Source organism: Streptomyces sp. NPDC026092 (assembly GCF_040638605.1).
Classification (GTDB): Bacteria; Actinomycetota; Actinomycetes; order Streptomycetales; family Streptomycetaceae; genus Streptomyces.
Genome location: NZ_JBEZYN010000004.1, coordinates 433,798 through 446,526, shown reverse-complemented (window position 1 = coordinate 446,526; position 12,729 = coordinate 433,798). Strand labels below are relative to the sequence as shown.

General features: G+C 71.4%; 8 protein-coding genes and 1 pseudogene. 1 reads left to right on the top strand and 8 read right to left on the bottom strand.

Annotation, left to right across the window (positions count from 1 at the left end; translation table 11 throughout):
- Window positions 1–82 precede the first annotated feature (82 nt).
- The 7 genes from topA to AB0F56_RS09365 form a co-directional block, all read right to left on the bottom strand.
- Complete coding sequence (topA, locus tag AB0F56_RS09395; RefSeq protein ID WP_362006014.1) at window positions 83–2,920, bottom strand: type I DNA topoisomerase; 2,838 nt, start codon at window positions 2,918–2,920, stop codon at window positions 83–85.
- Between the two features lie 237 nt (window positions 2,921–3,157).
- Window positions 3,158–3,355 carry a hypothetical protein gene (locus tag AB0F56_RS09390; RefSeq protein ID WP_362006011.1) on the bottom strand — a complete coding sequence of 66 codons (198 nt, stop codon included), beginning with the start codon at window positions 3,353–3,355 and terminating at the stop codon, window positions 3,158–3,160.
- Window positions 3,356–3,644: 289 nt separating this feature from the next.
- Window positions 3,645–5,171: a methyltransferase gene (locus AB0F56_RS09385; protein ID WP_362006008.1), complete on the bottom strand. Its 1,527-nt coding sequence runs from the start codon at window positions 5,169–5,171 to the stop codon at window positions 3,645–3,647.
- 181 nt (window positions 5,172–5,352) lie between these two features.
- Window positions 5,353–5,985, bottom strand: a complete 633-nt coding sequence (locus AB0F56_RS09380) for a small secreted protein (protein ID WP_362006005.1) — start codon at window positions 5,983–5,985, stop codon at window positions 5,353–5,355.
- A gap of 186 nt (window positions 5,986–6,171) precedes the next feature.
- A complete protein-coding gene (locus tag AB0F56_RS09375; RefSeq protein ID WP_362006002.1) occupies window positions 6,172–8,592 on the bottom strand; it encodes a sodium-translocating pyrophosphatase in 2,421 nt (806 codons plus the stop codon).
- A 306-nt stretch (window positions 8,593–8,898) separates the two neighbouring features.
- The gene (locus AB0F56_RS09370) at window positions 8,899–9,357 is read right to left on the bottom strand and encodes an ATP-binding protein (RefSeq protein WP_362006000.1); all 459 of its coding nucleotides are present in this window, start codon (window positions 9,355–9,357) and stop codon (window positions 8,899–8,901) included.
- Window positions 9,358–9,449: 92 nt separating this feature from the next.
- Window positions 9,450–9,803 carry an STAS domain-containing protein gene (locus AB0F56_RS09365; RefSeq protein WP_362005997.1) on the bottom strand — a complete coding sequence of 118 codons (354 nt, stop codon included), beginning with the start codon at window positions 9,801–9,803 and terminating at the stop codon, window positions 9,450–9,452.
- An 80-nt stretch (window positions 9,804–9,883) separates the two neighbouring features.
- On the opposite strand from AB0F56_RS09365, the pseudogene AB0F56_RS09360 reads away from it, so the two are divergent.
- Window positions 9,884–12,360: pseudogene (locus AB0F56_RS09360) on the top strand (DEAD/DEAH box helicase).
- Here the strand turns inward: AB0F56_RS09360 and AB0F56_RS09355 are convergent.
- Entirely contained in the window at window positions 12,302–12,643 is a 342-nt protein-coding gene (locus AB0F56_RS09355; RefSeq protein WP_362005994.1) for an Rv3654c family TadE-like protein, read from the bottom strand. The pseudogene AB0F56_RS09360 and the gene AB0F56_RS09355 sit on opposite strands and share 59 nt — an antisense overlap.
- Window positions 12,644–12,729 lie beyond the last annotated feature (86 nt).

Below are 12,729 nucleotides of genomic sequence, written 5' to 3'. Positions count from 1 at the left end.
GCGGGGGTCACTTGCCCCCGCCCCTTACAAGACCCCGCCGCAGAGCGTCGGGTTCCGCTTCACTCCGACTTCGGCGCCGTCTTTACTCCGACTTCGCCGCGGTCTTCTTCGCGGCGGTCGTCTTCTTCGCCGCGGTCGTCTTGGCGGCGGCCGTCGTCGTCTTCTTCGCGGCCGTCTTCTTGGCCGCCGTCTTCTTCGCCGGAGCGGCCTTCTTGGCGGCCGCCTTCTTCGCGGGCGCCTTCTTGGCCGTCTTCTTCGCCGGCCCCTTGGCCCGCTTCTCGGCGAGCAGCTCGTAGCCGCGCTCCGGCGTGATGTCCTCGACGCTGTCCCCGGTCCGCAGGGTCGCGTTGGTCTCGCCGTCCGTCACGTACGGGCCGAAGCGGCCGTCCTTGACGACCACCGGCTTCTCGCTGACCGGGTCGGTGCCCAGCTCCTTCAGCGGCGGCTTCGCGGCCGCCCGGCCACGCTGCTTGGGCTGCGCGTAGATCGCGAGCGCCTCCTCCAGCGTGATCGTGAAGAGCTGGTCCTCCTCCGTCAGGGAGCGCGAGTCCGTGCCCTTCTTCAGGTACGGGCCGTAGCGGCCGTTCTGGGCGGTGATCTCGACGCCCTCGGCGTCCGCGCCGACCACGCGCGGCAGGGACATCAGCTTGAGCGCGTCCTCCAGGGTCACCGTGTCGAGCGCCATGGACTTGAAGAGCGAGGCGGTCCGCGGCTTCACCGCGTTCTTGCCGGTCTTCGGGGTGTCCTCGGGCAGGATCTCGGTGACGTACGGGCCGTAGCGGCCGTCCTTCGCGACGATCTGGTTGCCGCTGACCGGGTCGACGCCCAGCTCGAAGTCGCCGCTCGGCTTGGCGAGCAGCTCCTCGGCGTGGGCGACCGTGAGCTCGTCGGGCGCGAGGTCCTCGGGCACGTCCGCCCGCTGGTGGCCCTCGGTGTCCTTCTCGCCCCGCTCGACGTACGGGCCGTAGCGCCCGACGCGCAGCATGATGCCGTCGCCGACCGGGAAGGAGGAGATCTCCCGGGCGTCGATCGCGCCGAGGTCGGTCACCAGCTCCTTGAGTCCGCCGAGGTGGTCGCCGTCGCCGTTCCCGGCGTCGGCCGCGCCGCCCGCCGAGGAGGCCTCGCCCTCGCCGAAGTAGAAACGCTTCAGCCACGGCACGGCCTGGGCCTCGCCCCGGGCGATGCGGTCGAGGTCGTCCTCCATCTTGGCGGTGAAGGAGTAGTCGACGAGCCGGCCGAAGTGCTTCTCGAGCAGGTTGACCACGGCGAAGGAGAGGAACGACGGCACGAGCGCCGTCCCCTTCTTGAAGACGTAGCCGCGGTCCAGGATCGTGCCGATGATCGACGCGTACGTCGACGGGCGGCCGATCTCGCGCTCTTCCAGCTCCTTGACCAGGCTGGCCTCGGTGTAGCGGGCCGGCGGCTTGGTCGCGTGGCCGTCGACCGTGATCTCCTCGGCGGAGAGCGCGTCGCCCTCGGCGACCTGCGGCAGCCTGCGCTCGCGGTCGTCCAGCTCGGCGTTCGGGTCGTCGGCCCCCTCCACGTACGCCTTCATGAAGCCGTGGAAGGTGATCGTCTTGCCGGACGCGCTGAACTCGACGTCCCGGCCGTCGGCGGCCCGGCCGCCGATCTTCACGGTCACCGAGTTACCGGTCGCGTCCTTCATCTGGGAGGCGACGGTCCGCTTCCAGATCAGCTCGTAGAGCCGGAACTGGTCGCCGGTCAGACCGGTCTCGGCCGGGGTGCGGAAACGATCACCCGAAGGGCGAATCGCCTCGTGCGCCTCCTGCGCGTTCTTGACCTTGCCCGCGTAGACGCGCGGCTTCTCCGGCAGGTAGTCGGCACCGTACAGCTGCGTGACCTGTGCGCGGGCCGCGGAGACGGCGGTGTCGGAGAGGACCGTGGAGTCCGTACGCATGTACGTGATGAAGCCGTTCTCGTACAGCTTCTGCGCGACCTGCATGGTCGCCTTCGCGCCGAAGCCGAGCTTCCGGCTCGCCTCCTGCTGGAGGGTGGTCGTCCGGAACGGCGCGTACGGCGAGCGGCGGTACGGCTTCGACTCGACCGACCGGACGCCGAACGAGGTGTCGGCGAGCGAGGCGGCGAGCGCCCGCGCCTTCTCCTCGTCGAGGTGCAGCACGTTCGCGCTCTTCAGCCGGCCGTCGGCGCCGAAGTCACGGCCCTGGGCGACGCGCGCCCCGTCGACCGTGTTCAGGCGGGCGACCAGCGACGACGGGTCGGAGGGGTCACCGGCGCGGCCGGTGGAGAAGGTGCCGGTGAGGTCCCAGTACTCGGCGGAGCGGAAGGCGATGCGCTCGCGCTCCCGCTCGACGACGAGCCGGGTGGCGACGGACTGGACACGGCCGGCGGAGAGGCCGCGCATGACCTTCTTCCACAGGACCGGCGAGACCTCGTAGCCGTACAGCCGGTCGAGGATGCGGCGGGTCTCCTGGGCGTCCACCATGCGCTGGTTCAGCTCGCGCGGGTTGCGGACGGCCTCCTGGATCGCGTCCTTGGTGATCTCGTGGAAGACCATCCGGTGGACCGGGACCTTGGGCTTCAGGACCTCGAGGAGGTGCCACGCGATGGCCTCGCCCTCGCGGTCCTCATCGGTGGCGAGGTAGAGCTCGTCGACCCCGGCCAGCTGCTCCTTGAGCTTCCTGACCTGCGCCTTCTTGTCGGCGTTGACGACATAGATGGGCTGGAAGTCGTGCTCGACGTCGACGCCGAGGCGGCGCACCTCGCCGGTGTACTTCTCCGGCACCTCGGCGGCGCCGCTCGGGAGGTCGCGGATGTGCCCGACGCTCGCCTCGACGACGTAGCCGGGGCCGAGGTAGCCCTTGATCGTCTTCGCCTTGGCAGGCGACTCGACGATGACGAGTCGGCGGCCGCCCTGTGCGGTCTCGCTGGTCGGGGACAACTTCGCTCTTCTCTCCGGTCGACGCTCGGTGGCACGTACGGCGCCGGCATTCCGCCGGCACGCACGGCGGCGGCACGCACGGTGACGCTGCCATCGCTGCGGAGTGTGACGGTACAACCCGCCCCCGTGTCAAACGGCGAAAGCCCGCAACGGCCACTCGAACGGTAACCCGACTTCTGGCATTCCTGCCGCCCGGACTCCAGGTCCGGTGAGGCGTGAGCAAGCGGAACGACCTCGTCACACCCGGCCGAAGCACCACACGCCGAGGAGGAGGAAGACCAGTCCGAAGATCGTCGTGAGCGTGGCGGCGACCCGCGTGGCGACCCCTTGCGCGACGGGTTCCCCGTGCGCCACGCGCACCCCCGTCCACAGCAGCAGTGCGGCTCCGAACAGCGCGAACGCCGTTCCGGCGAAGATCGCAGGCCCGCTCTCCATGCCCGTACCCCGTTCCCTTCACGGGCCCTGGTGGCGCCCGGTGGCCCTGAAGGCAGAGGCTGGCACCTCCCGGCGTCTCCGGTGCGAATTCCGGGTGAACGACGCGGACGGTCCCGTACGGGTTCACGAATATGGCCGGTAGTGCCCCCATCCCCGGCCGCCTCCTCCGTCACCTCGCGACGGCGCGGGGCGTGTCGGGCGTCACGATTCGGACGGACGGCCTCGGCTCGACGGGGGCGGCTCGCCGGGGCTCAGCTCGACGGAGGCCGTGGGCGTCGGCTCAACGGCCTCACCTCGACGGGAGCAGGAAGCCCTCCTCCACCAGGAGCCGGATGGCCTGCGGCGTACGGTCCCGCAGCAGCACCGGGTCCTCGCCCATCAGCTGACCGATCGCGTCCAGGATCCGGCCCGCGCTGAGCGTCCCGTCGCAGACGCCCGCGAAACCGGCCCCCACGTGGTCCACCTTGGTCGCCCGCCGCATGCCCCGGTTCTGCCGCAGCACCACGTGCTCCGGGTCCTCGGCGCCCGGCAGCCCGACCTGCTCCTGCACGACCTCGTCCGCGAGGACGAAGCGGTCGGCGAGCAGGGCCGCGTCGTCGCGCGAGCGCAGGTAGTCCTGGCGCTCGAAGTGGGCGACCACGGTGTCGCCGAGCGGCTGCTCGACGGGGTGCGGCCACTCCTCGATCACGATCGAGGGCTCGACCGCGCCGGCGGCCACGGCCGCGTTCTTCCGCAGGGTGATCCAGCCGAAGCCGACGGCCTTGGTCTTCCGGGCCTCGAACTCGTCCAGCCAGGCCCCGTACCGCCGCGTGTACTCCGCCGGGTCCGCACGGTGGTCGCCGCTGTCCCGGAGCCACAGCTCGGCGTACTGGGTGGCGTCCTGGACCTCGCGCTGCACGATCCAGGCGTCGCAGCCGCGCGGCACCCAGGAGCGCAGCCGCTCCTGCCACTCCTCGCCCTCGACGTGTTGCCAGTTGGCGAGGAACTGGGCGTATCCGCCGTCGTTGAGCCGCTCCCCGGCCTCCTGGACGAGGGTGCGGCAGAGGTCGTCGCCGGCCATCCCGCCGTCGCGGTAGGTGAGCCGGGCGCCGGGGGAGATGACGAACGGCGGGTTCGAGACGATCAGGTCGTACGTGTCCCCGTCGACCGGCTCGAAGAGCGAGCCCTGCAGCAGCTCGGCCTCGCGGGCTCCGGAGAGCGCGAGGGTGAGGCGGGTGAAGTCCAGGGCGCGCGGGTTCAGATCGGTCGCGGTGACCAGCGTGGCGTGCTGGGCGGCGTGCAGGGCCTGGATGCCGGAACCGGTGCCGAGGTCGAGCGCGGAGGAGACGGGCGTACGGACGGTGATGCCGGCCAGGGTGGTGGAGGCGCCGCCGACGCCGAGGACGACCCCTTCGTCCTTGCTGCCGATGCCGCCGGCCCCGCCGACCGCGCAGCCCAGGTCGGAGACGATGAACCAGTCCTGCCCGTCGGGCCCGCCGTACGGCCGGACGTCGACGGACGCGCCGATCTCCTGCTCGCCCTCCGGGACCAGCCAGCCGTCCTCCAGGCACTCCTCCAGCGGCAGCGCGGCGGCGGCGCGGGCGCGGGAGACGTGCTGCTGGAGGAGGAAGAGCCGGACGAGGGTCTCCAGCGCGGAGTCCCCCCGGGTGGCGCGCAACGCGGGCACGGTCTCGCTGCGGGCGAGCGCGGCATACGCGGGGGCGCCGAGCAGTTCGAGCAGGCCGTCGGCGGTGAAGTCGGCGGCGAGCAGGGCCTCGCGGAGCCGGGCGGCACGCGCGGGGACGGGGAGGCGGGAGGTCAGGCTGGTCGTACTCACCCCACCATTGTGGCGGGCGCCACGGACATTGCCGCGTCAGCCCCGCACGCGTGGGGGCCGCAAGTGCGGTCGTACGGAAGCCCCGGTCACGTACGGAGGCGCCGGGCACGTACGAAGGCCCCGGGCGCGCGCGAAGGCCCCGGGCGAGGCCGGCTCGTCCCGGGGCCTTCGTACGGCGGTGCTACTCCGAGCTCTTGCTCGCGGAGCCGGACGGCTTGACGGAGGCCCCGCCGGACGGCGTGGAGCCCGCCTTCGGCGAGGTCGCGGCGGGCGCGGGGGTGGCCTTCTGGCAGCCCGGCTGCTTCGCCATCGCCGTACCCAGCTCGCCGGACTGCAGCTTGGCCAGCGCGTCCTGGTCCATCTTCTCGATCTTCTTCAGACCGTCGGCGACGTCCTGGAGACCGTCCGCGAACTTCTGCTGGTTGCTCGGGTCGAGCGCGTCGACCTGCTTCTTCAGTCCCTCGTAGGCCACCGCCGTGGCGTTGAGCTCCCTGACCGCGTCCTGCTGGAGCTTCTCGCCGTTGTCGACGGGCGGCACCCCCGCGCCCTCGATGGCCTTGGCGAGGGCACGGTCCGCGTTGGCGATGTCCTGGAAGGCCTTCGAGTCGGCGGCCTGGATGTCGGCCGGCTTGCCGTCCGCGGCCGTCGAGATGATCAGCTGCTGGGCGTCGGCCCGCTTCTGGATCTGGGGCTTCGCCTGGTCGCAGACCGTCTTGGCCCAGTCGTTCACCTTGTCGCCGTCGTCGCTGCAGCCGGACAGCGTGAGCACCAGTACAGCGGCGCCTGACAGCGCGACAGCAAGCTTCTTGTTCACGGATCGGTCCCTTCCAAGGCTCTCGGCCCCGGAACATACACGCCGAGCGGACGGCTTCCACCTTTCAGGCGACGGATTCATCCCATATTGCAGCCGATTGCACTATGGGAGACACACCTCACGCGGGACGCGGGACAGGCGGACAGCACGTCAGAACGTGCTGCCCGCCTGCCTTCTGACCTGGTATTACGAAATCACCGGTGCGTCCGGCGAAGCCGCCGAGCGTCGCGCGGCGTTGCCTTCGTCACCCACGTCGTCGCTCTCGTCGTCCCCGACGACCACGGAGCGCCGCTTGGAGACGTAGACCGCGGTGACGATGACGACGATCGCGAAGATCGCGACCAGGGCCCGCAGTCCGCCGCTCGCGTCGTCGCCGTAGCTGAACTGCACCACGGCGGGCGCGATCAGCAGGGCGACCAGGTTCATCACCTTGAGCAGCGGGTTGATGGCCGGTCCCGCGGTGTCCTTGAACGGGTCGCCGACGGTGTCGCCGATGACGGTGGCGGCATGCGCCTCGCTGCCCTTGCCGCCGTGGTGGCCGTCCTCGACGAGCTTCTTGGCGTTGTCCCAGGCGCCACCGGAGTTGGCGAGGAAGACGGCCATCAGGGTGCCGGTCGCGATGGCGCCGGCGAGGTACGAGCCGAGCGCGCCGACGCCGAGCGTGAAGCCGACCGCGATCGGCGCCATCACGGCGAGCAGCCCGGGCGTGGCGAGTTCGCGCAGCGCGTCCTTGGTGCAGATGTCGACCACGCGCCCGTACTCGGGCTTCTCGGTGTAGTCCATGATCCCGGGGTGCTCGCGGAACTGCCGCCGCACCTCGTAGACCACCGCGCCCGCCGAGCGCGACACCGCGTTGATCGCGAGCCCCGAGAAGAGGAAGACGACCGCGGCGCCGAGGACCATCCCGAAGAGGTTGTTCGGCTGCGAGATGTCCATGGAGAGGGTCATCCCGGAGGCCTGCGCCCCGACGTCGGCGACCGCCGTGGCGATGGCGTCGCGGTACGAGCCGAACAGCGCGGCCGCCGCCAGGACGGCGGTGGCGATGGCGATGCCCTTGGTGATGGCCTTGGTGGTGTTGCCGACGGCGTCGAGGTCGGTGAGGACCTGCGCGCCCGCGCCCGTGACGTCGCCGGACATCTCGGCGATGCCCTGCGCGTTGTCGGAGACCGGACCGAAGGTGTCCATGGCCACGATCACGCCGACCGTGGTGAGCAGCCCGGTGCCGGCCAGGGCGACCGCGAAGAGCGCCAGCATGATGGACGTACCGCCGAGCAGGAACGCACCGTAGACGCCGAGGCCGATGAGGAGCGCCGTGTACACGGCGGACTCCAGGCCGATGGAGATGCCGGCGAGGATGACGGTGGCGGGGCCGGTGAGCGAGGACTTGCCGATGTCCTTGACCGGGCGCCGTGTCGTCTCCGTGAAGTAGCCGGTGAGCTGCTGGATCAGGGCGGCCAGGACGATGCCGATGGCGACGGCGACCAGGGCGAGGATCCGGGGGTCGCCGGGGTGTTCGCTGATCCCGGCCTCGGTGACGCCCTTGAGGTCGGCGTAGGAGGACGGCAGGTAGACGAAGACGGCAATCGCGACCAGGGCGAGGGAGATGACGGCGGAGATGAAGAAGCCGCGGTTGATGGCGGACATTCCGCTGCGGTCGGAGCGCCGCGGGGCGACCGCGAAGATGCCGATCATCGCGGTGACCACGCCGATCGCCGGGACGATCAGCGGAAAGGCGAGGCCGAGGTCGCCGAAGGCCGCCTTGCCCAGGATGAGGGCGGCGACGAGCGTGACGGCGTACGACTCGAAGAGGTCGGCGGCCATCCCCGCGCAGTCGCCGACGTTGTCGCCCACATTGTCGGCGATGGTCGCGGCGTTGCGCGGGTCGTCCTCGGGGATGCCCTGCTCGACCTTGCCGACGAGGTCGGCGCCGACGTCGGCGGCCTTGGTGAAGATGCCGCCGCCGACACGCATGAACATGGCGATGAGGGCGGCTCCCAGGCCGAAGCCCTCGAGCACCTTGGGCGCGTCGGCCGCGTAGACGAGGACGACGCAGGAGGCACCGAGCAGGCCGAGGCCGACGGTGAACATGCCGACGACTCCGCCGGTGCGGAAAGCGATCTTCATCGCCTTGTGCGCGACGGTCGTGAGATCTTTTTCCGGTTCACCGGGCCCCGGAGTCGCCTCTCGCGCGGCCGCAGCCACGCGCACATTCGCCCGCACGGCAAGGCGCATGCCGATGTATCCGGTGGCCGCCGAGAAAAGCGCACCCACCAGGAAGAACAGAGAACGTCCGGCGCGCTGCGACCAGTTGTCGGCGGGCAGCAGCAACAGCAGGAAGAACACGACGACGGCGAAGATCCCGAGGGTGCGCAACTGCCGGGCGAGATAGGCGTTGGCGCCCTCCTGCACGGCGGCCGCGATCTTCTTCATCGCGTCGGTGCCCTCACCTGCCGCCAGCACCTGACGGGTCAGGACCTGGGCGACGAGCAGGGCCGCGAGCGCGACGGCCGCGATGACGATCACGATCGTACGGTTCTCGTCCGTGAGTACCGCTGCGGCGAGAGAAGTGGGGTGTCCGGTCAGGTCTGGGTTGAAGAGCCCCGCCATTCGTCCTCCTTGACGTTTGCGAGCTCAAGATGTGGACGGATTGTAGGGAGCGGAACCTGATCAAAACAGGGCGCCGCAAATGGAATTCCCCATTGCCTTGATCTTTCCACCAAAAGCGGTAATGGGCCAAAAGCATTGGCACATGATCGATGATCTAGAGAAATGAAAAGAGGCCCTGCTCGGCAGGGCCTCTTTTCGCGATCTTCGCTTGGGACGCGATCTTCGCTTGGGACGCGATCTTCGCTTGGGACGCGATCTTCGATCGGGGTGGGGCTTCGGCGGGTCTTCGAGGTGGGTCGGGGTGCGTCAGGGAAGCACGACGGCCGGGTGAATCGGCCAGCTCATCCTGATGACGCCGCCCTCCTCGCCGGCCCGGACCTCGACGTCGTCGACGAGCCCCCGGATCACCGCGAGACCCATCTCGTCCTCGCCGTCGGCGTCGTCGAACTCCTCGGCCGGCGCCTCGTCCCGCGCGCCGGGCACCCCGGCGGCGTCGGCCGCCGCGACACCCGCGCCCGGGACCTCGTCGCCGACCTCGATGGAGAACGTCTTCTCCTCCTCGGTCAGCACGACCCGGACGGGGGTGCTCACGTCGTTGCTGCGGTGCAGTCCGACAGCGCGGGAGCACGCCTCGCCGACGGCGAGTCTGACCTCGTCGAGGACCGCCTCGTCCACCCCGGCCCTGCGCGCCACCGCGGCCGCCACGAGGCGGGCCGTGCGGACGTGCTCGGGCTGGGCGCTGAAGCGGAGTTCAACGGTGGCCATGCGGTCCCCCTGGAGACGTCTGGGCGGGCAACTCGGAGGACCGGGCGTGTCCTGCCCGGTTCTCCACTCCTTCTTCCGGCCTCTGCGGGCCGTCAGTCGGTGGCGCTGACGGCCTCGTCGACCGTGGTGTGGATGGGGAACACCTTGGTCAGACCAGTGATCCGGAAGATCTTGAGAATGCGCTCCTGGTTGCAGACCAGGCGCAGCGAGCCCTCGTGCGCGCGCACGCGCTTCAGGCCACCCACCAGCACGCCGAGGCCGGCCGAGTCCAGGAAGTCCACGCCTTCCATGTCGACAACCAGGTGGTAGCTGCCGTCGTTCACCAACTCGACCAACTGCTCGCGCAGCTTGGGCGCGGTATATACATCAATCTCGCCACCGACCTCGACGACCGTACGGTCGCCACTCGGGCCGGACACATTGCGAGTCGACAGGGACAGGTCCACGGATCCTCCAGCACCTTGCTATCGAGCGGTCGTCCCTCAAGTCTCCCCGGCGGAGTCGGGAGGACGGATCGCCAGCCGCGATGGCATTCAATCACTTACCAGCAGCCATGCACGACGCCTTGGGACATTGTCCGTCACGCCAGTGACACACTCGGTGCCGATGGCCAAGAATCACCGCCCCAGTCGTCCAGCCGGGGAGAGGGGCAGCCGCCCCTCCCCCGGCATGGTCCTCGACCGGCTCTCCTCGGGCGAGAGCCGGGCCGCGCGCATCACTCATACGGAGCACTTGCCCGCCCGGGCGGGTCGCCATGCAGTCTGGCCGCATCGCATCCGGCCGGAGGTGATCAGCGCGATCCAGGCCGCGGGCATCGAGCACCCCTGGGCCCACCAGGCGGAGGCCGCCGAGCACGCCCTGGACGGCGAGTCCGTGGTGATCGCGACGGGCACCGCCTCGGGCAAGTCCCTGGCCTACCTCGCCCCGGTCCTCACGACCCTCCTGGACGGCTCCGAGGCCGCCAACGGCCGGGGGACCACCGCCCTCTACCTGGCGCCCACCAAGGCCCTCGCGGCCGACCAGCGGCGCGCGGTCCGTGAGCTGGCGGCTCCGCTCGGCAACCGGATCCGGCCGGCCGTCTACGACGGCGACACGCCCGTCGAGGAACGCGAGTGGGTCCGCCAGTACGCGAACTACGTGCTCACCAACCCCGACATGCTGCACCGGGGCATACTCCCCTCCCACCCCAGGTGGGCCTCCTTCCTGCGCTCCCTGCGCTACGTCGTGATCGACGAGTGCCACACCTACCGGGGCGTCTTCGGCTCCCACGTCGCCCAGGTGCTGCGCCGGCTGCGCCGCGTCTGCGCCCGGTACGGCGCGGACCCGGTCTTCCTCCTGGCCTCCGCCACCTCCGCCGAGCCCGCCCAGGCCGCGGGACGTCTCACCGGCCTGCCCGTCACGGAGGTCTCCGACGACGCCTCCCCGCGCGGCGAGCTGGTCTTCGCCCTCTGGGAACCGCCGCTGACCGAGCTGCACGGCGAGCAGGGCGCTCCCGTACGCCGCACGGCCACCGCCGAGACCGCCGACCTGCTGACCGACCTGACCGTCCAGGGCGTCCGCTCGGTCGCCTTCGTCCGCTCCCGGCGCGGCGCCGAGCTGATCTCGGTGATCGCGCAGGAGCGGCTCGCCGAGGTCGACCGCTCCCTGGCCCGCCGCGTCGCCGCCTACCGGGGCGGCTACCTGCCCGAGGAGCGCCGGGCCCTGGAGCATGCCCTGCACTCGGGCGAGCTCCTCGGCCTGGCCGCCACGACCGCCCTTGAGCTGGGCGTGGACGTCTCCGGCCTGGACGCCGTGGTGATCGCCGGCTACCCGGGCACCCGGGCCTCCCTGTGGCAGCAGGCGGGCCGAGCCGGCCGTTCGGGCGAGGGCGCCCTGGCGATCCTGGTCGCCCGGGACGACCCGCTGGACACCTTCCTGGTCCACCACCCCGAGGCGCTCTTCCAGCAGCCGGTCGAGTCGACCGTCCTGGACCCCGACAATCCCTACGTCCTCGCCCCGCACCTCTGCGCCGCCGCCGCCGAGCTGCCGCTCACCGACGCCGACCTGGCCCTCTTCGGCCCGGCCGTCACCGACCTGCTGCCCCAGCTGGAGGCCGCCGGGCTGCTCCGCCGCCGCTCCACCGGCTGGTACTGGACCCGCCGCGAGCGGGCCGCCGACCTGACCGACATCCGGGGCGGCGGCGGGAGCCCCGTCCAGATCGTGGAGGCCGCCACCGGCCGCCTCCTCGGCACGGTCGACGAGGCCGCCTCGCACACCGCCGTCCACGAGGGCGCCGTCCACCTCCACCAGGGCCGTACGTACCTGGTGAAGACCCTCGACCTGAAGGACTCCGTGGCCCTGGTCGAGGAGGCCGCCCCGCCGTACTCGACCACCGCCCGCGACACCACCTCCATCTCCGTCCTCGAAACCGACACCGAGATCCCCTGGGGCGCCGGCCGCCTCTGCTACGGCTCCGTCGAGGTCACCAACCAGGTCGTCTCCTTCCTTCGCCGCCGTCTGATCACCGGCGAGGTGCTCGGCGAGACCAAGCTCGACCTGCCACCCCGCACCCTGCGCACCCGGGCCGTGTGGTGGACGGTCACCGAGGACCAGCTCGACGCCGCCCGGATCAACCCGGAGATCCTCGGCGGGGCCCTGCACGCCGCCGAGCACGCCTCCATCGGCATGCTGCCGCTCTTCGCCACCTGCGACCGCTGGGACATCGGCGGGGTCTCCGTGCCGCTCCACCCCGACACCCTGCTGCCCACCGTCTTCGTCTACGACGGGCATCCGGGCGGCGCGGGCTTCGCCGAGCGGGCCTTCCACACCGCCCGCGCCTGGCTCACGGCCACCCGGGAGGCGATCGCCTCCTGCGAGTGCGAGGCGGGCTGCCCCTCGTGCATCCAGTCCCCGAAGTGCGGCAACGGCAACGACCCGCTCCACAAGCGCGGCGCCGTGCGCCTGCTCACGGAACTGCTGCGGGAAGCCCCGGCAGCGCCCGAGGAGGCCCCGCCCGCGCCCTGACCTCCGGCGCGTACGGCCCGAGGCGCACCGTCGCCGTCACGTCCGCCAGGTCGCCCCGCACCGAGCACCGCACCACGGCCGCCCCCTGCGCTGCGGCGACCCGGTCCGCCGCCGCGCAGGCGGTCTCCTCGCCCCACAGGGCCCGGTCGGCGGCGGCGAGCGCGGCCAGGTCGGCGGCCCCGCCCGCCCGGTGCCGAGCCGCCACCGCCTGCCCCAGCGCGAGAACCGCACCGAACACCACGCACAGGACACACGCCGCGAAGGCCGTCCACACCGTCGCCATCCCCCGATCCCGCCCGGCACCCCGCACCAGGGCCGCCGTCGAGGACGTGGACGTGACCGGGGCCGTGGCTGCGACTCCGACCGCTC

What these genes read in the sequence shown, in the direction of transcription:
- AB0F56_RS09375 (WP_362006002.1), bottom strand. Translation starts at nt 8,592, where the DNA reads ATGGCGGGGCTCTTCAACCCAGACCTGACCGGACACCCCACTTCTCTC.
- AB0F56_RS09355 (WP_362005994.1), bottom strand. Translation starts at nt 12,643, where the DNA reads ATGGCGACGGTGTGGACGGCCTTCGCGGCGTGTGTCCTGTGCGTGGTG.
- AB0F56_RS09390 (WP_362006011.1), bottom strand. Translation starts at nt 3,355, where the DNA reads ATGGAGAGCGGGCCTGCGATCTTCGCCGGAACGGCGTTCGCGCTGTTC.
- AB0F56_RS09370 (WP_362006000.1), bottom strand. Translation starts at nt 9,357, where the DNA reads ATGGCCACCGTTGAACTCCGCTTCAGCGCCCAGCCCGAGCACGTCCGC.